Origin of the sequence: Georgenia sp. EYE_87, assembly GCF_023148685.1 — a bacterium.
Lineage (GTDB): Bacteria > Actinomycetota > Actinomycetes > Actinomycetales > Actinomycetaceae > Georgenia.
In genome coordinates, this window is sequence record NZ_JAHXNL010000020.1 from 42394 (window position 1) to 64159 (window position 21766).

General features: G+C 74.5%; 19 protein-coding genes. 2 read left to right on the top strand and 17 right to left on the bottom strand.

Going from position 1 to position 21766, the window contains the following annotated elements; translation table 11 throughout:
* Positions 1-163: 163 nt before the first annotated feature.
* Positions 164-976 (bottom strand): methyltransferase domain-containing protein, encoded by an 813-nt coding sequence (locus tag KZX45_RS18865; RefSeq protein ID WP_248259300.1) that lies wholly within the window; start codon positions 974-976, stop codon positions 164-166.
* Positions 977-1104: 128 nt separating this feature from the next.
* Here KZX45_RS18865 and KZX45_RS18870 point away from each other — a divergent pair, with 128 nt between their 5' ends.
* Positions 1105-3402: a RecQ family ATP-dependent DNA helicase gene (locus KZX45_RS18870; RefSeq protein WP_248259301.1), complete on the top strand. Its 2298-nt coding sequence runs from the start codon at positions 1105-1107 to the stop codon at positions 3400-3402.
* A 23-nt stretch (positions 3403-3425) separates the two neighbouring features.
* On the opposite strand, the gene KZX45_RS18875 is transcribed toward KZX45_RS18870, so the two are convergent.
* Genes KZX45_RS18875 through hisD form a run of 3 tightly spaced genes read right to left on the bottom strand, consistent with a single transcriptional unit; the run spans position 3426 to position 6381 of the window.
* The gene (locus tag KZX45_RS18875) at positions 3426-4574 is read right to left on the bottom strand and encodes an MFS transporter (protein WP_248259302.1); all 1149 of its coding nucleotides are present in this window, start codon (positions 4572-4574) and stop codon (positions 3426-3428) included.
* On the bottom strand, positions 4571-5026 hold the full coding sequence (locus KZX45_RS18880; RefSeq protein WP_248259303.1) for a nitroreductase family deazaflavin-dependent oxidoreductase: 456 nt from the start codon (positions 5024-5026) through the stop codon (positions 4571-4573). The genes KZX45_RS18875 and KZX45_RS18880 overlap by 4 nt, the downstream gene beginning before the upstream one ends.
* Positions 5026-6381, bottom strand: a complete 1356-nt coding sequence (hisD, locus tag KZX45_RS18885; RefSeq protein WP_248259304.1) for a histidinol dehydrogenase — start codon at positions 6379-6381, stop codon at positions 5026-5028. Before hisD ends, KZX45_RS18880 begins: the two co-directional genes overlap by 1 nt.
* Before the next feature lie 67 nt (positions 6382-6448).
* On the opposite strand from hisD, the gene KZX45_RS18890 reads away from it, so the two are divergent.
* On the top strand, positions 6449-6679 hold the full coding sequence (locus KZX45_RS18890; protein ID WP_248259305.1) for an RNA-binding S4 domain-containing protein: 231 nt from the start codon (positions 6449-6451) through the stop codon (positions 6677-6679).
* 106 nt (positions 6680-6785) lie between these two features.
* Here the strand turns inward: KZX45_RS18890 and dnaE are convergent, their stop codons facing one another.
* The 13 genes from dnaE to ftsW all read right to left on the bottom strand — a co-directional run.
* The gene (gene dnaE / locus KZX45_RS18895) at positions 6786-10337 is read right to left on the bottom strand and encodes a DNA polymerase III subunit alpha (RefSeq protein WP_248259306.1); all 3552 of its coding nucleotides are present in this window, start codon (positions 10335-10337) and stop codon (positions 6786-6788) included.
* A 304-nt stretch (positions 10338-10641) separates the two neighbouring features.
* The gene (locus KZX45_RS18900) at positions 10642-11250 is read right to left on the bottom strand and encodes a GNAT family N-acetyltransferase (RefSeq protein WP_248259307.1); all 609 of its coding nucleotides are present in this window, start codon (positions 11248-11250) and stop codon (positions 10642-10644) included.
* Positions 11247-12179, bottom strand: coding sequence for an RluA family pseudouridine synthase (locus KZX45_RS18905; RefSeq protein WP_248259308.1), 933 nt, complete (start codon positions 12177-12179; stop codon positions 11247-11249). Before KZX45_RS18905 ends, KZX45_RS18900 begins: the two co-directional genes overlap by 4 nt.
* Positions 12172-12861 carry a signal peptidase II gene (locus KZX45_RS18910; RefSeq protein ID WP_248259309.1) on the bottom strand — a complete coding sequence of 230 codons (690 nt, stop codon included), beginning with the start codon at positions 12859-12861 and terminating at the stop codon, positions 12172-12174. The genes KZX45_RS18905 and KZX45_RS18910 overlap by 8 nt, the downstream gene beginning before the upstream one ends.
* Before the next feature lie 82 nt (positions 12862-12943).
* Complete coding sequence (locus KZX45_RS18915; protein WP_248259318.1) at positions 12944-13633, bottom strand: DivIVA domain-containing protein; 690 nt, start codon at positions 13631-13633, stop codon at positions 12944-12946.
* 120 nt (positions 13634-13753) lie between these two features.
* Positions 13754-14053 carry a YggT family protein gene (locus tag KZX45_RS18920; protein ID WP_248259310.1) on the bottom strand — a complete coding sequence of 100 codons (300 nt, stop codon included), beginning with the start codon at positions 14051-14053 and terminating at the stop codon, positions 13754-13756.
* A gap of 5 nt (positions 14054-14058) precedes the next feature.
* The gene (locus tag KZX45_RS18925; protein ID WP_248259311.1) at positions 14059-14559 is read right to left on the bottom strand and encodes a cell division protein SepF; all 501 of its coding nucleotides are present in this window, start codon (positions 14557-14559) and stop codon (positions 14059-14061) included.
* Between the two features lie 113 nt (positions 14560-14672).
* Complete coding sequence (gene pgeF, locus KZX45_RS18930; protein ID WP_248259312.1) at positions 14673-15464, bottom strand: peptidoglycan editing factor PgeF; 792 nt, start codon at positions 15462-15464, stop codon at positions 14673-14675.
* 10 nt (positions 15465-15474) lie between these two features.
* Positions 15475-16767 carry a cell division protein FtsZ gene (gene ftsZ, locus KZX45_RS18935; protein ID WP_248259313.1) on the bottom strand — a complete coding sequence of 431 codons (1293 nt, stop codon included), beginning with the start codon at positions 16765-16767 and terminating at the stop codon, positions 15475-15477.
* 177 nt (positions 16768-16944) lie between these two features.
* The gene (locus tag KZX45_RS18940; RefSeq protein WP_248259314.1) at positions 16945-17682 is read right to left on the bottom strand and encodes an FtsQ-type POTRA domain-containing protein; all 738 of its coding nucleotides are present in this window, start codon (positions 17680-17682) and stop codon (positions 16945-16947) included.
* A gap of 245 nt (positions 17683-17927) precedes the next feature.
* Complete coding sequence (gene murC, locus KZX45_RS18945; protein ID WP_248259315.1) at positions 17928-19334, bottom strand: UDP-N-acetylmuramate--L-alanine ligase; 1407 nt, start codon at positions 19332-19334, stop codon at positions 17928-17930.
* Positions 19327-20517 carry an undecaprenyldiphospho-muramoylpentapeptide beta-N-acetylglucosaminyltransferase gene (murG, locus tag KZX45_RS18950; RefSeq protein ID WP_248259316.1) on the bottom strand — a complete coding sequence of 397 codons (1191 nt, stop codon included), beginning with the start codon at positions 20515-20517 and terminating at the stop codon, positions 19327-19329. Before murG ends, murC begins: the two co-directional genes overlap by 8 nt.
* The coding region (gene ftsW, locus KZX45_RS18955) for a putative lipid II flippase FtsW (RefSeq protein ID WP_374112618.1) at positions 20510-21766 on the bottom strand (1257 nt) is incomplete at its 5' end. The genes murG and ftsW, both read right to left, overlap by 8 nt.

Here is a 21766-nt window from a genome sequence, read left to right on the forward strand (position 1 = left end):
CTAGGCCGCGCCCGCGCGGGGTCCGTGCCCGCGTCCGGCCGGGGAGACGTGACGTGAGCGGCGCCACGGCCGGCGTGCGTGCAGGCGGTCCGGCGGGCGGCCCGGCAGTCGGTCCGGCGGGCGGTCCGGCGGGCGGTCCGGCGGGCGGTCCGGCGGGCGGCCGTCAGGCGCGGCGGTGGCCGACGGCGAAGATGCGCCGGAACGGGAGCGCGACCCCCATCGCCGAGCGCGGGTAGGCGGCCGCGAGCGCCGCGGCGTACCGGTCGAGGAGGTCCGCCTCGCGCGCGGGGTCGAGCCGTCCGAGCACCGGCCGCAGCCCGGTGCCGCGCATCCACTCCAGGACAGGGTTGTCGAGCTCGCCCGCGGGGTCGAGCAGGTGGAGGTAGGTGGTCTCCCAGGCGTCGACGGCGCACCCGGCCGCGTGCAGCGCCGCGGCGTAGCCGACCGGGTCCGCCGCCCCGTCCTTGCGCAGCAGCAGCTCGGAGAGCTCCGGCCCCTCGGGGAGCCGCTCGACCAGGTCGCGCAGGAGCGTGTGGTTCGGGGCGTCGGCGTTGCCGGGCACCTGCAGGGCGAACCAGCCGCCGGGCGCCAAGTTCTCCACCCAGCCGCGCAGCAGGTCCAGGTGCCCGGGCACCCAGTGCAGCACCGCGTTCGTCAGGACGACGTCCGGCCGGCCCGGCGTCCGCCAGGTGGTGATGTCGGCCTCCACCCACTCGATCCGCCCGTCGGGGTCGGAGCGGCGGGCACGCTCGAGCATCTGCGGCGAGGAGTCGACGCCGACGACGCGCGCACGCGGCCAGCGGGCGGCGAGCGGGCGGGTGGAGGCGCCGGTCCCGCAGCCGAGGTCGACCACGAGCGCGGGGTCGCGCGCGCCCACCCGGGCGAGGAGGTCCTCGACCGGACGGGCGCGGTGCGCGGCGAACTGCTCGTAGGCCGTGGCGTCCCACGTGGTGCGCGCGCCCGTCTGCTCGGTCATGGCGTCATGCTGGCGCATCCGGTGGCCTCGTGCCCACAGGCACCGCGCCACGGGTAACGGGTGTGGGCGGGCCGCGAGAGGGTGGGGCCGTTCGTGAGAGCGTGGAGGGTCCGAGGAGAGGGAGCACCATGACCGAGAACGGAACGGCGACGGCCACCGGGACGACGGCGGCCGGGGGCGCTCACGCCTCGTCCGCGCTGCGCGAGCAGGCCGAGGCGGCGCTGCGTGCTCTCGTGGGCCGCGACGACGCACGCCTGCGCGAGGACCAGTGGACCGCGGTCGAGGCGCTGGTGGCGGACCGGCGGCGCGCGCTGGTGGTCGAACGGACGGGCTGGGGGAAGTCGGCCGTCTACTTCGTGGCCACCGCGCTGCTGCGGGCCGGCGCCGCGGGCCGTCCGCCCGCCGGGCCCACGGTGATCGTCTCCCCGCTCCTGGCGCTCATGCGCGACCAGATCGCGGCCGCGTCCCGGGCCGGCATCCGCGCCGTCACCATCAACTCCGCCAACGTCACCGAGTGGGACGAGGTCCACGCGGCGATCGCCGCGGGCGAGGTCGACGTGCTCCTGTGCTCCCCCGAGCGGCTCAACAACCCCGGCTTCCGCGACGAGGTGCTCCCCCGGCTCGCGGCGAGCGCGGGACTGGTGGTCGTCGACGAGGCGCACTGCATCTCCGACTGGGGCCACGACTTCCGGCCCGACTACCGGCGCATCCGCACGCTGCTCGGTGACCTGCCCGACGGCATCCCGGTGCTCGCCACGACCGCGACGGCGAACGCCCGGGTGAGCCAGGACGTCGCCGAGCAGCTGGGGGTGGGCCGGCACGACGACGGCGTGCTGGTGCTCCGCGGCTCGCTGGACCGGCCGTCGCTCCACCTGGGCGTGCTGCCCCTGCCCGACCACTCCAGCCGCGTCGCGTGGCTGGCGGAGCAGCTCGGGCGCTGGGACGGCTCCGGCATCGTCTACACCCTCACGGTGGCGGCGGCGCAGGGGGTGGCGGAGCAGCTGCGGTCCGCCGGCCACGACGTGCGGGCGTACACCGGTCAGACGGACACCGCCGAGCGTGAGCAGCTGGAGGCGGACCTCAAGGAGAACCGGGTCAAGGCCCTGGTGGCCACCTCGGCGCTCGGCATGGGGTTCGACAAGCCCGACCTCGGCTTCGTGGTCCACCTGGGCGCCCCCTCCTCCCCCATCGCCTACTACCAGCAGGTGGGCCGCGCGGGCCGTGGGGTCACGCGCGCCGACGTCGTCCTCCTGCCGGGGCAGGAGGACCGTGACATCTGGAACTACTTCGGCTCGCTGGGCTTCCCGCCCGAGTCTGCTGTCCGCGAGACCCTCGCCGCGCTGGGCGAGGGCGGGACGATGTCCACCGCCCGGCTCGAGACGCAGGTGGACCTGCGCCGCAACCGGCTCGAGACGATGCTCAAGGTGCTCGACGTCGACGGCGCGGTGCGCCGGGTGCGCGGCGGCTGGGAGGGCACCGGGGCGGCGTGGACGTACGACGCCGAGCGCTACGCGCGGGTGGAGGCCACCCGGCTGCAGGAGCAGCAGGCGATGGTCGACTACCAGCGTCTGGGCGCACAGGACTGCCGCATGGCGTTCCTGCGTGACCAGCTCGACGACCCCGACCTGGTCGAGGGCTGGCGGTGCGGGCGCTGCGACCTGTGCGGCGGCCTGGCTCTCGAGGCCGGCGTCGACGCGTCCGCTGTGCAGCAGGTGCGCGCCGCGCTCGACCGGCCCGGGCTGGAGATCTCCCCACGGCGCCAGTGGCCTACCGGGATGGAGGCGCTGGGCCTCGACCTGCGCGGCAAGATCCCGGAGGGTGAGCGGGCCGAGCCGGGCCGGGCGCTCGCCCGCCTCGACGGGCTCGGGTGGTCCGCGCCGCTGCGCGAGCTGCTCGAGCCGGCCCGCGGCCCCCGGGACGACGACGAGACCGGCGACGCCGTCGCGGGCCTGGACGAGGGTGGCACCCCGGAGGCGGCCCACGGCCGTGACGGCCTCCTGCCGACGGCCCTGCGGCGTCCCGTCCAGCAGGTGCTCGAGGACTGGGCCGGAGCACTGCGCCGGGGCGACGGCTCCGCCGGCGTGGACGGGATCGTGATCGTCGACTCCGCCGCGCGCCCCCGGCTCGTGCGTCACCTGGCCCAGGGCGTGTCCCACGTGCTCGGCGCCCCGGTGGTCGGTGGGGTTGCGCCCGCCCCGGACCGCCCGGCCGGCCGGCACGACGTCAACTCGGCCCAGCGGCTGGCGGGCATCCAGCGCCGCCTGCACCTGGAGCTCTCCGACGCCGCACAGGCCGGCCTGCCCGGGCGGACGGTCGTGCTGGTCGACGACTTCACCGACTCGGGCTGGACGCTCGCGGTCGCCGCCCGTCTGCTCCGGCAGGCCGGCGCGTCCGCCGTCCACCCGTTCGTGCTGGCCCAGCGCTGAGCTCGAGGGTCCGGGCGGGGCCCTCAGCTCACCGACGACGGGGGTCGGTGCCGCAGCGCCAGGGGCAGCGTCAGCAGCGCCAGCGCGCCCGCGACGAGCGTGGCGGCGCTGAAGGACGTCGCGGCTGCCACCAGCCCGACGACGACCGAGCCGAGTCCGGTGCCGGCGTCGAAGCCGATGTTCCACACGGCGCTGGCCGAGCCGTAGTGCGGCCGGCTCACCGAGGCGAAGGTGACCACGAGCGTCAGGTTCTGCAGCGCGCCGTAGCTGATCCCGACCACCGCCGTCCCGACGAGGAGCGCCGGCGCGCTGGTGGCCTGGGGGTCGCGGACCGCCCAGGCGACGATCGCCATGCCCGCCGCCGTGTTCAGCACGAGCGGCCAGATGAACCGCTGGGCGCCGTACCGGTCGGCGAGCGAGCCGACCCGCCAGCGGGTGAGGGCGGCGGTGGCGCTCATGACGAGCAGCGCCAGCGCGGCGAGGGGCGCGCTGCTGCTCATCTGCGCCATGAAGGTGATCAGCGCCCCGCCGGCCAGGGTGACGCCGAGCAGCAGCATCATCGGGCGCAGCAGCCGCAGGTAGGGCGCGCGCTCCTGGGCCTGAGGGACGTGGTGGAGCATCCGGGCCAGGCCGATCGCCGGCACGACCCCGAGGAGCGGCAGGCCCGAGAGGGCGAACACGACCCAGAAGCCCAGCCGCTCGGCGATCCAGGGGGCGCCCGCGAGCAGGAGGACCTGCGGCCCGGCGATGGCCAGCCCGTAGGCGCCGATCGCCTGCCCGCGCCGGGCCGGCTCCACGAGCTCCGCGATCAGGGCGCTGCCGGTGACCGTGAGCACCCCGAAGCCGAGGCCGCGCACCGCCGAGAGGACCAGCGTGGGCGTCAGGTCGTCGGTCAGCACGTGCGCCACCCCGGGCAGCCCGAGCAGGACCATGCCCGCCACGAGCACGGGCGCCCAGCCGAGCCGGCGCAGCGCACGTGGGACGACGAGCTGCGTCAGCACGGTGAAGAGCATGAGCACGCCGTTGACGAGTCCGGCGCCGCCGGCGTCGGCGCCGCCCCGGACCACCCAGAGCGGCGCGACCGGCAGCAGGGCGGCGTAGCCGGAGAAGCCCAGGACGGTCATCGCCAGGAGCAGCGGCATGCCCGGCGCCCGCAGGACGGAGCCGTTCACCGCGGCACGGTGGCGATGCGGACGAGGGGCACACGCACACCGATGTCGGCCGGCAGCGGGTCCCGGGCACGCAGGCCGGGGAGTCCGATCACCCGGGCGACGAGGCGGGCGCGCAGGCGATGCTCGCGCCGGTACCGGTCGAGGAGCTCGCGCGCCTCGGCCGGGGGCAGCACGTGCGCGAGCGCCCGGACGCCGACGGTGCGCCCGCGCCAGAGCCGCACCCGCGGGTCCGCCTGGACGTTCCGGAACCACTGCGACCGCGACCCGAACCCGCACGGGACGACGACGGCGCCCGGCTCGGCGACCACGGTCTCGAGGATGACGTACCGGGGCAGGCCGGACCTGCGTCCACGGTGCTCGACCATCACCAGCACACCCGCGAAGACCCAGCCGAACCCGGACCGGAAGACCGGGATCGGTGCCCGTGCGAGCCACCGGGGGATGCGGCGCATCACTCGAAGCGGGCGTTGACCGCCTCGGCGTGGGCCGGCAGGTCCTCGGAGACGGCCAGGGCGGTCAACGGGGCGGCGAGCTCCTTCAGCGCGGTCTCGCCGTACTCGATGACCTGGACGGACTTGATGAAGGCCGTGACGTTCAGGCCGCTCGCGAACCGCGCGGTCCCCCCGGTCGGGAGCACGTGGTTCGACCCCGCGAGGTAGTCGCCCAGCGGCACCGGGGAGTAGGCGCCGACGAAGATGGCCCCGGCGTTGCGGATGCGCGCGGCGACGCTCGCCGCGTCGGCGGTCTGGATCTCCAGGTGCTCGGCGCCGTAGGCGTCGGCGACGGCGATGCCCTGCTCGAGGTCCGCCACGAGGACCGTGCCGGACTGCGGGCCGGTCAGGGCGGTGCGCATGCGGTCGGCGTGCTTGGTGGCCGGGACCCGGCGGGCGATCTCGGCGTCGACGGCGTCGGCCAGCTCCGGCGAGTCCGTGATCAGGACGGACGCGGCGGCGGGGTCGTGCTCGGCCTGGGACATGAGGTCCACGGCCACGTGCGCGGGGTCGGCCGTCGCGTCGGCCAGGACCGCGATCTCGGTGGTGCCGGCCTCGGCGTCGATGCCGACGGTGCCCATGACCGCCCGCTTGGCGGCGGCGACGTAGATGTTGCCCGGGCCGGTGACCACGTCGACCGGCTCGCAGAGCAGCTCGCCGGCGCCGCCCGCGGCGGCCAGGTCGGCGCGGTCGACGTCGTTCTCGACGCTCGCGCCGTAGGCGAGCATGGCGACGGCCTGGGCGCCGCCCACGGCGTAGACCTCCCGGACGCCGAGCAGCGCGCACGCCGCGAGGATCACCGGGTGCGGCAGGCCGCCGAACTCCTTCTGGGGCGGCGAGGCGATGGCGAGCTGCTCCACGCCGGCCACCTGCGCGGCCACGGCGTTCATGACGACGCTGGAGGGGTAGACGGCCAGCCCACCCGGCACGTACAGGCCGACGCGGCGCACCGGCACCCAGCGCTGGCGCACGAAGCCGCCGCCGGTGATCTCGGTGCTGGTCTCGCGGGGCAGCTGCGCGGTGTGCCCGGCCCGGTTGTGCGCGATCGAGATCTCGAGCGCCTCGCGCACGGCGGGGTCGAGCTCGTCGAGCGCACCAGCGATCGCGTCGGCCGGGACACGCAGGTGCTCCGGGCGCACGCCGTCGAACCGCTCGGCCAGGTCCCGCAGGGCGGCCGCGCCCCGCTCGCGCACGTCCTTCAGGACGGGCCGGATCTGCTCCAGAGCCCCCTCCACGTCCAGCGCCGCACGCGGCAGGGTGGCGGCCAGCTCGGCCGGGGAGAGAGTCTGACCTCGCAGGTCCGTGCGCTTGAGCATGTGGCCAGTCTAGGTGCGGGGCGGCGGCGCCCTGCTGGGGCTTCCGTCCACCTGGCAGGATCGGGGCATGAGCGTCGACGACGTACCCACGGTCCCCACGGAGGGCACCATCCGGCTGGGCCAGTTCCTCAAGCTCGCGGACCTCGCGGAGTCCGGCGCCCAGGCGCGCGAGCTCATCGCCGAGGGTGAGGTGCGCGTCGACGGCGAGGTCGAGACCCGCCGCGGCCGTCAGCTGGCGGCCGGGATGCTCGTCGAGGTCGACCTGCCGGCCGGGCGGGCCGCCGCGCGGGTGGGCTGAGCCCACAGCGCCCTCGCCGGCCCCGTCGGTCCGCGCACCACCCCGCCGGTCGCACGGCCCGCCACTCGGTGCACCGCCGCGCCGGGCGGGGTGCACGGCCCGTCACTCAGTGCACCAGGCAGCTCGGCCCGAGCAGCGCCTTGAGGTCCCCGAACAGCGCCGGCGTGGGCTGGACGCGCAGGTTGTCCGCCAGCTTCATCACCGTGTGGCGGCCGGGACTGGTCAGGCGCAGGCGCACCTCCGCCTGGCCCGGGTGGTTGGTGAGGATGCCGCGCAGCTGCTCGACCATCGGGCCGGTGCACCGGTTGGCGGGCAGCGTCAGGCTCACGGGGCCGTCCTCGGCGTTGGAGACGTCCGGCAGCGTCATCTCCTGCGCGTAGATCGTGGGGATGTCGTCGCGACGGTTCAGCCGGCCGCGCACGGTGACGATCGTGTCCTCGGCGAGCGCGGTGGAGACCGTCGCGAACGTCTGCGGGAAGAACAGCACCTCGATGGACCCGGTGAGGTCCTCGACCGTGGCGATCGCCCACGGGTTGCCGTTCTTCGTCATCTTGCGCTGGAGGGAGGTGACCAGGCCGGCGATGTGGACGCTGGCGCCGTCGGGCCTGGCGTCGTCCTCCAGCAGGGACGCCACCTGCGTGTCGGCGGCACGCTGGAGCACGTGCTCGAGCCCGGCCAGCGGGTGGTCGGAGACGTACAGGCCGAGCATCTGCCGCTCGAAGGTCAGCTTGGCCTTCTTGTCCCACTCGGGCAGGTCCGGGATGTCCGGCGCGAAACCGCCCGCACCGCCGTCGTCGCCGCCCAGCCCGGCGAAGAGGTCGAACTGGCCCACGGCCTCGTTCCGCTTGACGTCCACGACGGCGTCGATGGCGTCCTCGTGCGCCGCGACGAGCGAGCGGCGGGTGTGGCCGAGGGAGTCGAACGCACCGGCCTTGATGAGGGACTCGATCGTCCGCTTGTTGCAGACGACCGCGGGGACCTTGTCGAGGAAGTCGGTGAAGGACGTGAAGTCGCCCTTCTGCTCGCGGGTCTCGACGATCGCCCGGACCACGTGGGCGCCGACATTGCGGATCGCGGCCAGGCCGAACCGGATGTCGCTGCCGACCGGGGTGAAGTCGGCGGCGGAGGTGTTCACGTCCGGGGGCAGGACGGTGATCCCCATGTGGCGGCACTCGCCGAGGTACAGGCCGAGGCGGTCCTTGTTGTCCTGCGTCGAGGTGAGCAGGGCTGCCATGTACTCGGTCGGGTGGTTGGCCTTGAGGTAGGCGGTCCAGAAGGACACCACGCCGTACGCGGCCGAGTGCGCCTTGTTGAAGGCGTAGTCGGAGAACGGCAGCAGGATGTCCCACAGCGTCTTGACGGCTTCCTTGGAGTAGCCGCGCTCGAGCATCCCCGCCTCGAAGCCGGCGTACTGCTTGTCCAGCTCCGCCTTCTTCTTCTTGCCCATCGCGCGGCGCAGCAGGTCGGCCTGGCCGAGCGTGAACCCGGCGACCTTCTGCGCGATGGCCATGACCTGCTCCTGGTACACGATCAGGCCGTACGTGGTGCCGAGGATCTCCTTGAGCGGCTCCTCCAGCTCGGGGTGGATCGGCTCGATCTTCTGCTGGCCGTTCTTGCGCAGCGCGTAGTTCGTGTGCGAGTTCGCACCCATCGGGCCCGGCCGGTACAGCGCGCCGACGGCGGAGATGTCCTCGAAGTTGTCGGGTCGCATGAGCCGCAGCAGGGTGCGCATGCCGCCGCCGTCGAGCTGGAACACGCCGAGGGTGTCGCCCCGGCCGAGGAGCTCGTACGTCTTGGGGTCGTCCAGGCCGAGGGTCTCGAGGTCGACCGGCTCCTTGCCGTTGACCACGAGGTTCTTCAGGGCGTCGTCGAGCACGGTGAGGTTGCGCAGGCCCAGGAAGTCCATCTTCAGCAGGCCCAGGCCCTCGCAGGTCGGGTAGTCGAACTGCGTGATGATGGCGCCGTCCTGGGGGCGGCGCATGATCGGGATGATGTCGATCAGCGGCGCGGAGGACATGATGACCGCGCAGGCGTGCACGCCCCACTGGCGCTTGATGCCCTCGAGGCCCTGGGCGTAGGAGACGATCTTCTGCGCCTCGGGGTCGGCGGCGTGCACCTGGCGGAACTCCTCCGCCTCGGCGTAGCGCTTGTCCTTCGGGTCGAAGATGCCCGAGAGCGTGATGTCCTTGCCCATGACCGACGGCGGCATCGCCTTGGTGAGCTTCTCCCCCATCGCGAACGGGTAGCCGAGCACGCGCGAGGAGTCCTTCAGGGCCTGCTTGGCCTTGATGGTGCCGTAGGTCACGACCTGGGCGACGCGGTCGTCGCCGTACTTCTTGGTCACGTAGTCGATGACCTCGCCGCGTCGGCGCTCGTCGAAGTCGACGTCGAAGTCGGGCATCGACACGCGGTCGGGGTTGAGGAACCGCTCGAAGATGAGCCCGTGGTCCAGCGGGTTCAGGTCGGTGATCCGCATGGCGTACGCGACCATCGAGCCGGCGCCGGAGCCGCGGCCCGGCCCCACGCGGATCCCCTGGGACTTGGCCCAGTTGATGAAGTCGGCGACGACGAGGAAGTAGCCGGGGAAGCCCATCTGGGTGATGACGCCGGCCTCGTACTGCGCCTGCTTGCGCACGTCGTCGGGCACGCCGTTAGGGAAGCGGTAGTGCAGGCCCTTCTCGACCTCCTTGACGAACCAGGAGTGCTCGTCCTCGCCCGCCGGGACCTCGAACCGCGGCATGTAGTTCGCGCCCTGCGCCGCGGTGCGGAACTCGACGTCGCACTGCTCGGCCACGAGCAGCGTGTTGTCGCAGGCGTCCGGGTGGTCGCGCCACACGTCGCGCATCTCGGCCGCCGAGCGCACGTAGTACGTGTCGCCGGTGAACCGGAACCGGTTGGGGTCGGCCAGGGTGGACCCGGAGTTGATGCACAGCAGGGCGTCGTGCGTGCTGTGGTCCTCGGCCTTGACGTAGTGGGAGTCGTTCGTGGCAAGCAGGGGTGCGCCGATGTCCTTGGACAGGCGCAGCAGGTCCGGGATGACGCGGGACTCGATGTCGAGCCCGTGCTGCATCAGCTCGACGTAGAAGTTCTCCTTGCCGAAGATGTCCTGGAACTCCCCGGCGGCCCGGCGGGCCTCCTCGTACTGGCCGAGCCGGATGCGCGTCTGGACCTCGCCGGAGGGGCAGCCGGTGGTCGCGATCAGCCCCTCGCCGTAGGTGGTGAGCAGCTCGCGGTCCATGCGCGGCGCCTTGCCCATCTGCCCGTCGAGCGAGGCGAGGGAGGCCATCCGGAACAGGTTGTGCATACCCTCGGTGGTGCGGGCGAGCATGGTCATGTGCGTGTAGGAGCCGCGCGCCGAGACGTCGTCGTCGGACTGGGACTCGTCGCCCCAGCGCACGCGCGTCTTGTCCGCCCGCGCCGTCCCCGGGGTCAGGTACGCCTCGACACCGATGATCGGCTTGATGCCCGCGCCGCGCGCCGTGTTCCAGAAGTCGAAGGCGCCGAACATGTAGCCGTGGTCGGTCATGGCGATGGCCTTCTGGCCCAGCCGGTCGACCTCGGCGAAGAGGGGGTTCAGCTTGGCGGCCCCGTCCAGCATCGAGTACTCGGTGTGGACGTGGAGGTGGACGAAGTCTTCCGAGGATCCTCCAGCAGCCATGCGCCCCAGTTTAGGTTGGCGTACCGACAGTTCCGGTCAGGTGCCACGGCCGCGCCCGGCGTGCCGCCGGGCCCCGGCGTGTCGCCCCGGGCGGGTCGTCGGCGGGGCAAGGGATCCGCCCGGGATCGTCGCCCCGTCGGGTGGCGGGGATCACCCGGCGCGGCTCGCCGGACGATGACGGAGGTGGCGAGGCCGAGCGCTCGCCAGGCCGAGCGATCGCCAGGCCGACAGCTTCCCGGGCCGACGACGGACGGCGCCTCGCTGACGGATGCCTCACGGTCGTCCGCCGGGACTGCCCCGACGGTCAGGAGACGACGGTGCGGGCCATGTCCTGATGCCAGATGCCCGCGTCGAGGTAGCGCTCGCCCGTGACGATCTCGTAGCCGAGCCGCCGGTAGAACTCCATCGCCGACTCCTGCGCGGAGAGCACGACCCGGACCGCCAGGGTCGTGGCCCCGTCCGGCGGCGCGCCGTCGTCACGGGCGGTCGCACCGTCGCGCCGTGCGCCGTCGTCGCGGGCGGTCGCACCGTCGCGCGGCACGCCGTGCCCGGCGAGGGCGAGTGCCTCGATGGCGATCACGAGGCGGGCCCCGACGCCCCGGCCGCGCGCGGCGGCACGGACGGCGAGCCGGCCGAGGTGGACCTCGCCCGGGTGGGCCGGGTCGCTGAGCAGGCGGCCGGTGCCGACCGCCTCGCCGCTGATGCGGTCGAGGGCCAGGACGTGGGTGGTGCTCTCCGCGGTGTCGAGCTCGTCGATCTCCTCCTCGAGCGGCACACGCTGCTCGTGGACGAACACCTCCGTGCGCACGTCCCAGGCGCGCTCGAGCTGGGCGCGCTCCGTCACGCGGACGATCGTCACGCCGTCGGCGTCGTCGACGACGTCCGAGCTCTCGTGGGCGCTCGCCGGGGTCATCGTGCTCCCTCCCGCATGGCCGCGAGGGCGTGGGCGAGGTCCTCGGGGTAGTCGCTGCTCACCTGCGTCCACCGGCCGGTCGCAGGGTGCTCGAACCCGAGCCGCACGGCGTGGAGCCACTGCCGGGTCAGGTTGAGCCGCTCGGCCAGGCGGGGGTCGGCCCCGTAGGTGATGTCCCCGACGCAGGGGTGGCGCACCGCGGCCATGTGCACGCGGATCTGGTGGGTGCGCCCGGTCTCCAGCTGGATCTCCAGGAGCGACGCGCCGGCCATCGCCTCGAGGGTCTCGTAGTGCGTCACCGACTCCTTGCCGCCGGCCACGACCGCCATCTTGTACGGGGCGGTGGGGTGTCGGCCGACGGGGGCGTCGACCGTGCCGGTGGACGGGTCCGGGTGGCCCTGGACGAGGGCGTGGTAGACCTTCTCGACCGTGCGCTCCTTGAAGGCGCGCTTGAGGACGCTGTACGCCAGCTCCGACTTGGCGACGACCATCAGCCCGGAGGTGCCCACGTCGAGCCGGTGCACGATGCCCTGCCGCTCGGCGGCCCCGGAGGTGGAGATCCGGTGGCCCGCGGCGGCCAGCGCCCCGACCACGGTGGGCCCGTCCCACCCCGGGGACGGGTGGGCGGCGACGCCGACCGGCTTGTCCACGACGACGACGGCGTCGTCCTCGTAGACGAGACGCATCCCGGCGACGGCGACCGGCGCGGGCGCGGCGTGGGGGGCGACGTCGGGCAGTGTCACCTCGAGCCAGCCGCCGGCGACGAGCCGGTCGGACTTGCCGAGGGCGCGACCGTCCAGCGTGACGCCGCCGGCCGCGGCCAGCTCGGCCGCGCGCGTGCGGGAGAGGCCGAGCAGGCGTGCGAGGGCCGCGTCGACGCGTTCGCCGACCAGGCCGTCCGGCACGGGGAGGGAACGGACCTCAGGCACGGGCGCCTCTCCTTCGCCGCTCGACGTCGACCGCGAGCGAGCCGTCGACCTCCCGGCCGCGCACGGCGAGGAGCGCGACGAGCGCCGCGGCCCCGACGATCGCGATGTCGGCGACGTTGCCGACGAACCAGCCGTTGTAGCTGATGAAGTCCACGACGTGCCCGACCGCGAAGCCGGGGTCCCGGAAGAGCCGGTCGTAGAGGTTGCCGAGGCAGCCGCCGAGCAGCATGCCCAGCGCGACCGCCCAGGCGGTGGAGCCCAGGCGCCGGGAGACCCGCAGCACCGCGACGGCCACGACGACCATGATGATCGTGAAGACCCAGGTCATGCCGGTGGCGAACGAGAACGCCGCGCCCGGGTTGTACACGAGCTGCAGTCCCAGGACGTCACCCAGGAGCGGCACGAGCTCGCCGCGCACCAGGCGGGCCTCGGCGAGGTGCTTCGTGACCTGGTCGACCGCGACGATGGCGACCGTGAGGCCGAGGAGGAGGGTGATCAGCCGGCGGCGACGGCGCGCGGGCACGGCGGGTGCGCCGTCGTCCGGCGCGGTCGGGCCGGGGTCCGGGACGGGTGCGCCGTCGTGCGGGGCGGTCGGGCCGATCTCGGTCTCCTCCGCCAGCGCGGGCACGTCGGCGCCGCGTTCGCGGGCGCGCTGCTGCGGCGTCTCGGGCTGGCTCTCCATCGGTGTCATCCTCGCACGTCCCGACGACGACGGACGGCGACGGCCCGTCAGGGCCGTCGCCGTCCGTCGGCGGTGCTGCGGGTCAGATGCCCTCGGCCTTGGGGGCGCCGGACTCGACGTTGGCGAGGAGAGACTCGAGGTAGCTCTTCAGGCGGGTGCGGTAGTCGCGCTCGAAGGTGCGCAGCTCGTCGATCTTGCGCTCCAGGAGCGAGCGCTCCTGCTCGAGCTGGGTGAGGGTCCGGTTGTGCTGGTCCTCGGCCTCCTTGATGATCCGCTGCCCCTCGGCCTGAGCCTCGGTGACGATCCGCTCGCCCTCCTCCTTGCCGTTGCGCACGTACTCGTCGTGCAGGCGCTGGGCGAGCGCGAGCATGCCGGTGGCGGACTCGGGCTCGTTGCCGCCGGCCTGCGCCGTCTGGACGGGTGCGGCTGCCTGCACGGGCGCGGCCTGGACCGGGGCCGGCTGGACGGGGGCGGCGGCCGGGACGGGCCTGGCGGCCCCCTGCTCGACGACCTCGGGCCCCGCCTCGGCGGGCGACTGCGTGTCGGCGGACGCCGGGCGCGCACCGTTGCCACCCTCGCGCGTCAGCTCGGCGATGCGCCTCTCGGCGGCGGCCAGCTTGGCCTTGAGCTCCTCGTTCTCACCCGTCACCACGCGCAGCGTGTTGACGACCTCGTCAAGGAAGTCGTCGACCTCGTCCTGGTCGTAACCCTCGCGGAACTTGGTCGGCTGGAACTTCTTGTTGAGGACGTCGTCTGCTGTGAGCAGCGCCATGGTGGTCACCTCGGTGTCGTCTCGTTCGGTCATGAGCCCTGGTCCGGCCGCTCACTCGAGCAACCGTAGCGGACCCCTGGCAAGCAGTGCCTGCTAGGGACATTAGCGGTCGATGTGGTGTCAGGAGAAACCTGCCGCCAGCGCACGGACCATCACGCGGAGCAGCTGCACCCCCAGGAAGAGCACCAGGAATCCCAGGTCGAGCTGCACCTGGCCGAGGCGCAGCGGGGGGATGAACCGGCGCAGGAACCGCATGGGCGGGTCGGTGAGCCCGTAGATCAGGTTCGCGAGCACGAGGACGATCCCCGAGGGGCGCCAGGTGCGTGCGAACACCTGGATCCAGTCGAGGACGAGCCTGATGATCAGGACCAGCAGGTAGAGCAGCAGCAGCAGGTCCAGCAGGCCGAAGAAGAGGGACAAAGGTGTCAGCCCTGGGAGAAGAAGCGCCCGGGGACGCGGTCGCCGTCGGACTTGTCGCTGTCCACCTCGACGGTCGCCGGGGAGAGAAGGAACACGCGGTTGGTCACGCGCTCGATCGCGCCGTGGAGCCCGAAGACCAGGCCGGCGGAGAAGTCCACCATGCGCTTGGCGTCCGCCTCGCTCATGCCGGTGAGGTTCATGATCACCGGGGTGCCCTCACGGAACGCCTCGCCGATGACCCGGGCCTCGTTGTAGCTCACGGGGTGCACCGTGACGATCCGGCGGAGGTCCTCGGTCACGACGGGCTCCTCGATGTGCAGGGCGGCGGCGCGGGAGATGGGCGTCACCTCGGCGCGGTGCTCGGACCGCTCTCGGTCACGGTCACGGTCGCGGTCCGGCTCCGGGGCGTCGTCGTAGGACTCCGCCTCGGGGGTGTCCTCGTAGAGCTCGTCCTCCGGCTCCGCCAGGGACAGGTACTCCATCATCTTGCGCATCGTTCCGGCCATCGCTGCTCCTCGTGAGTCTTTCCCCGGCCGCGTATCGGGCGACCTGCTGCTTCCCCCGACGCTAGACCAGTGCGAGGAACCCTGGCATCACGTCCGGCGGCGTGTCGTTCGCCTCAGCGCGCCGCGCCCGCCGGACCGACCACGCCGGCGAACCGTCCGGTCGCCGCCCTCCCCGCCCGGCCCGCGCGGCGGTACGAGTAGAACCGCTCGTCCTCCATGGTGCACGCCCGGAGCGTGGTCACGGAAGAGACGCCCAACCCCGACAGCTGGCGGCGCACCCCGGCGACGAGGTCGAGGGCCGGGGTGCCCCAGGACGTGGTGGAGGCCGTCCCGGGGACGGTCTCCGCCACCTCGTCGCGCAGGGCCGCCGGGACCTCGTAGCAGCGCCCGCAGATGCTCGGCCCGACCGCGGCGTGGAGGTTCTCCGCCGATGCGCCGAGGTCGACCATCCGGTCGACCGCTGCGGCCAGGACGCCGCGCACGAGTCCCTGCCGGCCGACGTGCGCAGCCGCGACGACGGACCCGGCCGCGTCCGCGAGGAGCACCGGGACGCAGTCGGCGACCATCACGGCGAGCGCCGACCGGGCGTCGGCACGCGCGACGAGGGCGTCACACTCCCCCTGGCTCGACCCGGACACCGCGGTGACCTCGAGCACGGCGCTGCCGTGCACCTGGTCCATCCAGGCCACGGGCGCCCCGACGGCGGCCTCCAGCCGGTCCCGGTTGGCCAGGACGGCGTCGGGGTCGTCCCCGACGTGGAGACCGAGGTTGAGCCCGCCGGCCCCGTCCGGACCGCCCCAGGCACCGCCGGACACGCCACCGGCGCGCGTGGTGAAGGCACCACGCGCGCCGGGGCCGACGTCGGCCGGGAGGAGCGGGACCGCGCTGGCGGCCGCGCCGGTCACGGCCGCCCGCTCACTTCAGGAAGTCGGGGATGTCCAGGTCCTCGTCCCGCCGCCGCGCGGGCTCCTCGTCGAAGACCCGCGGCACCTCGAAGGAGCGCTGCGGGCGCGGCTGGCCGTCCTCGCCGATGAAGGCGGGGACGGAGGCCGTCACCGGCGCCGGCTCGTGGACCGGGACGGCGGCGGGGCTCGGCGCCGAGGCCGGGACGGCGCCCGGAGTGGGCAGCGCGGCCCGGTGCGCACCGGGCTCCGCCTCGGCCGGGACGGCGGGAGCGGGAGCCGGGGCCGGCTCGGCCGGCCGCGGGGCGACCTGCCCGACCGGCCGGCCGGCGAGCTTGTTCGTCGAGCCGGACGGCCCGGTCCCCTCGTCGAAGCCGGCGGCGATGACGGTGACGCGCACCTCGTCGCCGAGGGCGTCGTCGATGACGGCACCGAAGATGATGTTCGCCTCGGGGTGCGCCGCCTCCTGGACCAGCCTGGCCGCCTCGTGGATCTCGAACAGACCGAGGTCGGAGCCGCCCTGGATGGAGAGCAGGACGCCGTGCGCGCCGTCGATGCTGGCCTCCAGCAGCGGCGAGGAGATCGCGAGCTCGGAGGCCTGGACGGCACGGTCCTCGCCGCGGGCGGAGCCGATCCCCATCAGCGCGCTGCCCGCACCCTGCATGACCGACTTGACGTCGGCGAAGTCGAGGTTGATCAGGCCCGGGGTGGTGATGAGGTCCGTGATGCCCTGGACACCGGAGAGCAGGACCTGGTCGGCAGACTTGAACGCGTCCAGGACGGAGACGCCACGGTCGGAGATGGAGAGCAGCCGGTCGTTCGGGATGACGATGAGGGTGTCGACCTCGGCCCGGAGCGCCTCGATGCCGGACTCGGCCTGCACGCCGCGCCGGCGTCCCTCGAAGGTGAAGGGGCGCGTGACGACGCCGATCGTCAGCGCGCCGAGCGAGCGCGCGATCCGGGCGACGACGGGCGCGCCGCCGGTGCCGGTGCCGCCGCCCTCGCCCGCGGTGACGAAGACCATGTCGGCCCCGCGCAGGACCTCCTCGATCTCCTCCGCGTGGTCCTCCGCGGCCTTCTTGCCCACCTCGGGGTCGGCGCCCGCGCCCAGCCCGCGAGTGAGCTCGCGGCCGACGTCGAGCTTGACGTCCGCGTCGCTCATCAGCAGCGCCTGTGCGTCGGTGTTGACGGCGATGAACTCGACGCCCTTCAAACCGACCTCGATCATGCGGTTGACAGCATTTACGCCGCCACCGCCGATTCCCACCACCTTGATCACTGCCAGGTAGTTCTGCGGTGCCGCCACGTCGGTCCCTCTCGTCGTCCTTGCGGAGCCCAACCCTCAACCTCTACTTCAGGGTTAGACTTATGTCATTTTCTGCCACCCGTGACGCTAGGTCCCCGGGGTGGCCGGGGCAACGACCGGTGGAGGTGTGTCGCGCGTGTCGGAGTCGCGCGTGTCGGTGTCGCGGGTGTCGGTGTCTCACGCGCTCGTCGTGGGCGACCGGGGCACGCTGACGTCGTAGACGCCCGCCGGCTGCTGGCGCAGCACCGAGAGCACCTCGACCTTCAGCTGGCTCTCCCCCGCGTCGCCCCAGCGCACGGTCGCGCCGTCGGCGAGCGTGAGGGTGACGTGCTCCGCCGAGGTGGCACCCGCCTTCGCCACCTGCCCCAGCAGGTCCGGCGGGAGTGCGCCGAGCACGCTGAGCACCGCCTCGAGGGCGGGCGCCGTCTCGGCCGACGTCGACAGCGGGACTGTCACCTCCGGCAGGTCCGCGGGGACCTCCGGGACGGTGGTCACCTGCACGCCGTCGTCGTCGAGCAGCACCCAGCCGCCGCCCTCGACCGGCGCCGCCGCGACCGGCTCGCGCGGCACGACCGTGACGGTGACCCCGTGCGGCCAGGACCGTGCCACCTGCACCTGCTCGACGGCGGGGAGCGTGGCGACGCGCTCGGCGACGGCGGAGGTGTCCACGCGCAGCAGCGGCGTGCCGATCTCGGGCTCGACGGCGGCGCGGACCTGGGCCGCGTCCACCTCGCCCCCGACGCCGGCGAGCTCGATGCTGTCCGCCCGCAGCGCCAGCAGCGGGGAGAGGAGCAGCACCCACGCCAAGCCGCCGAGCAGGGCGAGCACCGCAAGGGCCACGCCGGTGCGGTGCAGGAGCAGCCGCCGGTCGGCCGCCGCCTTCTCGGCGAGGCGCGCGGCCAGGCCGGTGCTCACGGCGCCGGTCGCGGCGCCGCGCGGGCGGTCGGGAAGGACCGGGGCGACGGCGGGGACGGACGGGCGACGCTCGAGCGCGTCACCCGGCCTGCCGACCCGGTCGCCCTTCGGGGCGGCGGGCGCACGTCCACCCCTCTTCCCTCGTGCGGGAGCGGCGTCCGGCCGACCGGCCGGAGGGCGCCCGCGGTCGGGCGCAGCGGGCTCGGGCTCGGGTCGGCGAGGCTGTCGGGGTGCGGCCGGCGGCCTCATGCCCGCTCCCCGAGCCGGTCGAGGATCACCGGTCCCAGCTCTGTGACGTCGCCGGCGCCGACGGTCAGGACGAGGTCTCCCGGGCGGGCGAGGTCCGCGACGGCGGAGGCCGCCTCGATGCGGTCGGCCACGTAGCGCCCGCGGGCGCCGTGGCGGGACATCGCGGCCGTGATGAGGCCGCCGTCCACGCCGGGGACCGGGTCCTCACGCGCGGCGTAGACGTCGGTGACGACCACCTCGTCGGCGGCGGCCAGCGCGGTGGCGAACTCCTCGGCGAAGGTGCGCGTGCGGGAGTACAGGTGCGGCTGGAAGAGGACGAGGACGCGCCCCTCCCCCGCCGCCAGGCGGGCGGTACCGAGGGTGGCGGCGACCTCGGTCGGGTGGTGGGCGTAGTCGTCGACCACCCGCACGCCGCCGGCCTCGCCGCGGTCCTCGAACCGGCGGCCGGTGCCGGTGAACGCGCCCAGGGCGGCCGCCATGTCCTCCGGGCCGACGCCGAGCTCGAGCCCGGCGCACCAGGCGCCGGCCGCGTTGAGGAGCATGTGCGCGCCGCCGACGCGCAGGGCCAGCTCGACCTCGACGACGGCGTCGTCGCTGCCGGCGAGGGACAGTCGCGCGGCCGAGCCGCGCCCCGTCATCCGGTCCGCGGCCGCCAGACGGGCGTGGGCCTCGACGCCCTCGGGCGCCTCGCCGCGCCCGTAGGTCACGACCCTGGTCCCGCGGGCCACGGCGTGGCGGACCAGGGCGAGCGCCCCGGCGTCGTCCGCGCACGCGACCAGCAGCCCGCCGGGCGCGATGCGGTCGGCGAACTGCTCGAACGAGCGCCGGAAGGCAGCCTCGCTGCCGTGGTGGTCGAGGTGGTCGGGCTCGACGTTGGTCACCAGCGCGACGCGCGGCGTGTAGTTGAGGAAGGAGCCGTCGGACTCGTCGGCCTCCGCGACGAAGGCGCGCCCGGCGCCCAGGTGCGCGCCTGTGCCCAGCGCCAACACGGTGCCCCCGATGGCGTAGGACGGGTCCTCGCCGGCCGCACGGAGCGCGACCGCGAGCATGGCCGAGGTCGACGTCTTGCCATGCGCCCCGGCCACGGCGACGAAGTCGAGACCCTCGGCCGCCTGCGCGAGCGCCTGCGAACGGTGCAGCACCTCCAGGCCCCGCTCCCGCGCGGCCACCAGCTCGGGGTTGTCCGGGCGCACCGCGGTGGAGACCACCAGGGAGCCCGACTCCGGGACGTGCGCCGCGTCGTGGCCGACGTAGGTGCGGACCCCGGCCGCGCGCAGGCGGCCCAGGGTCGCGGAGTCGCGCTGGTCCGAGCCGGATACCTCGTGGCCGCGGGCCGCGAGGAGCTCGGCGACGGCGGACATGCCGGCCCCGCCGACGCCGACCAGATGGAAGCGGTCAGCCATGCCGGCCCCCCTCGGGGCCGGCCGCGGCGGCGCGTCCTGCGGCGGCCTCGCGCACGAGCGCGGCGAGGTGGGCGGCACCGTCCCGGGGACCGGCCGCGGCGGCAGCGCGGCCCCGACGGCGCAGCTCCTCGCCGTCGGTCAGCAGCTCGGTGACGTGCGTGGCCACCCAGGCGGCGTCCAGGTCGACGTCCTCGACGAGGACCCCTCCGTCGGCGGCGACGACGTCGGCCGCGTTGAGGCGCTGCTCGCCGTTGCCGATCGGCAGGGGCACGTAGACGGCGGGCAGGCCGAGCGCGGCCAGCTCCGAGACGGTGCCGGCGCCGGAGCGGCACAGCACCAGGTCCGCGCACGCGTAGGCGAGCTCCATGGCCCCGAGGTACTCGCGCACGTGGTAGTGCCCGCCGACGGCGGGGAGGTCGCGGGCGGACTCGGTCACGGCCTCACGGACCGCGGTGTCCTTCCCGCGGCCGGTCAGGTGGAGCACCTGGGCCCCCGCGCCGACCAGGGCCGCGGCGGCGCCCGCGACCGCCTCGTTGAGGCGCTGGGCGCCGAGCGAGCCGCCGGTCACCAGGAGGGTGGGGCGGGTGGCGTCCAGGCCGAGCTCGGCGGCCGCGGAGCGGCGGCGGGCGGCGGCTCCCTCCGGCGTCGCCCGGTCGGCGACCAGCGCGGCGACGGCAGGGCGCAGCGGCAGGCCGGTGACCTCGGTGCGGCCCCTCGCCGCCCGCAGCGGCGTGGAGGCGAAGGTCAGGGCGACGACGGCGGCCCAGCGGGCCCCGAGGCGGTTGGCCAGTCCGGGTCGGGCGTTCTGCTCATGGATCACGACGGGGACGCCCCGCCGTCGGGCGGCGAGGTAGGCGGGGGTGGCGACGTAGCCGCCGAACCCGACCACCACCTGGGCGCCGCAGTCGGCGATCGCCCGGTCGGCGGCCCGCACGGCACCGGCGAGGCGGCCGGGCAGGCGCAGCAGGTCGGGCGAGGGCCGCCGCGGCAGGGGCACGCGCTGGACGACGCGGAGCGGGTACCCGGCCTCGGGCACGAGCGTGCCCTCCAGGCCGGCCTCGGTGCCCAGGACGGTGATCTCGGCGCCGTCGTGCTCACGCAGCTCCGCGGCGGTGGCCAGCAGGGGGTTGACGTGCCCCGCCGTGCCCCCGCCCGCCAGCAGGACGCGCAGCGGCTCAGCCACGGCGCCCCCGTCCGACGACGGCGAGCGAGCGCCGCACCACCCCGCGGCGGGTGGCGAGGGCCTGCGCGGCGCCGGGCTCGGAGCGCGCGAAGGCGAGCAGCACGCCGATGGCGATCAGCGTGGAGATCATCGCCGACCCGCCGGCGGAGACCAGCGGCAGCGGCACGCCGATGACGGGCAGGAGGCCGATGACGACGCCGATGTTGACCAGCGCCTGGGCGAGGATCCAGGTGGCGATCCCGGCGGTGGCGATCTGCACGAAGGGGTCGGTGTGGCGGCGCACGATGCGGAACATGCCGAGGGCGAGCCCCCCGAAGAGCGCGAGGACGAGCAGGGTGCCCAGGAGGCCGAGCTCCTCGCCGATGATCGCGAAGATGAAGTCGTTGTGCGCCTCGGGCAGGTAGGACCACTTCTCCCGGGACGCACCCAGGCCGACGCCGGAGAGTCCCCCGGTGCCCAGGCCCCACAGGCCGTGACGGGTCTGGAAGCCCGCGCCCGAGGGGTCCGCCTCGGCCAGGCCGAGGAAAGACATCACGCGGGTGGTGCGGCTGTCCGAGGAGAGCACGAGCGCGGCGGCCGCGCCCGCTCCCAGGACGCCCGCGGCGGCGAACCACTTCAGGGGCAGCCCCGCGACGAAGAAGGCCCCGGCGACGAGGGCGACCATGACGAGCACGGTGCCCATGTCGTGCCCGGCGAGCACCAGGCCGATCGCCGCCACCGAGCCGATCCCGCCGGGGACGAGGACGTGCTTCCAGTCCTCGAGGAGGGCGGCCTTGCGGCTCAGCACCAGCCCGAGCCACAGCGCGAGGGCGAGCTTGAGGAACTCCGAGGGCTGCAGCGTCTGGTTGACCCCGGGGATGTAGATCCAGTTGACGTTGCCGTTCTCCTCGAGCCCGAGGGGCGTGAAGATCAGCAGCTGCAGCGCCAGCGCGCCGCCCATGGCCGGCCAGGCCAGCCGCTTGTACCAGGTGACCGGGATGCGGGACGCGAGCAGCGCCAGGGGCAGGCCGATGATGACGAACTTGGCCTGGCCGAGGAACTCCGCGTACGGGTTGCCGTCGTTGTCGCGGATGGAGGAGATCGTCGAGGCGGAGAGCACCATGACCACGCCGAGGGCGAGCAGGAGCAGCGCGGCGACGGCGACGAGGTAGTAGCTCAGCGCGGCCACCTCGCCGGGGCGGGCGGCCGTGCGCGTGGCGCCGCGGCCGGTCCGGCCGCGCCCGGCGGGCCGGGCCGGCTGCGCGGCCGG

Excerpts from the sequence above, each read along its gene's own strand:
- dnaE (WP_248259306.1), bottom strand. The coding sequence starts at position 10,337 with ATGGCTGCTGGAGGATCCTCGGAAGACTTCGTCCACCTCCACGTCCAC.
- KZX45_RS18890 (WP_248259305.1), top strand. The coding sequence starts at position 6,449 with ATGAGCGTCGACGACGTACCCACGGTCCCCACGGAGGGCACCATCCGG.
- KZX45_RS18900 (WP_248259307.1), bottom strand. The coding sequence starts at position 11,250 with ATGACCCCGGCGAGCGCCCACGAGAGCTCGGACGTCGTCGACGACGCC.
- KZX45_RS18865 (WP_248259300.1), bottom strand. The coding sequence starts at position 976 with ATGACCGAGCAGACGGGCGCGCGCACCACGTGGGACGCCACGGCCTAC.
- hisD (WP_248259304.1), bottom strand. The coding sequence starts at position 6,381 with ATGCTCAAGCGCACGGACCTGCGAGGTCAGACTCTCTCCCCGGCCGAG.
- KZX45_RS18925 (WP_248259311.1), bottom strand. The coding sequence starts at position 14,559 with ATGGCCGGAACGATGCGCAAGATGATGGAGTACCTGTCCCTGGCGGAG.
- KZX45_RS18870 (WP_248259301.1), top strand. The coding sequence starts at position 1,105 with ATGACCGAGAACGGAACGGCGACGGCCACCGGGACGACGGCGGCCGGG.
- KZX45_RS18880 (WP_248259303.1), bottom strand. The coding sequence starts at position 5,026 with ATGCGCCGCATCCCCCGGTGGCTCGCACGGGCACCGATCCCGGTCTTC.
- KZX45_RS18915 (WP_248259318.1), bottom strand. The coding sequence starts at position 13,633 with ATGGCGCTGCTCACAGCAGACGACGTCCTCAACAAGAAGTTCCAGCCG.
- KZX45_RS18910 (WP_248259309.1), bottom strand. The coding sequence starts at position 12,861 with ATGGAGAGCCAGCCCGAGACGCCGCAGCAGCGCGCCCGCGAACGCGGC.
- murC (WP_248259315.1), bottom strand. The coding sequence starts at position 19,334 with ATGGCTGACCGCTTCCATCTGGTCGGCGTCGGCGGGGCCGGCATGTCC.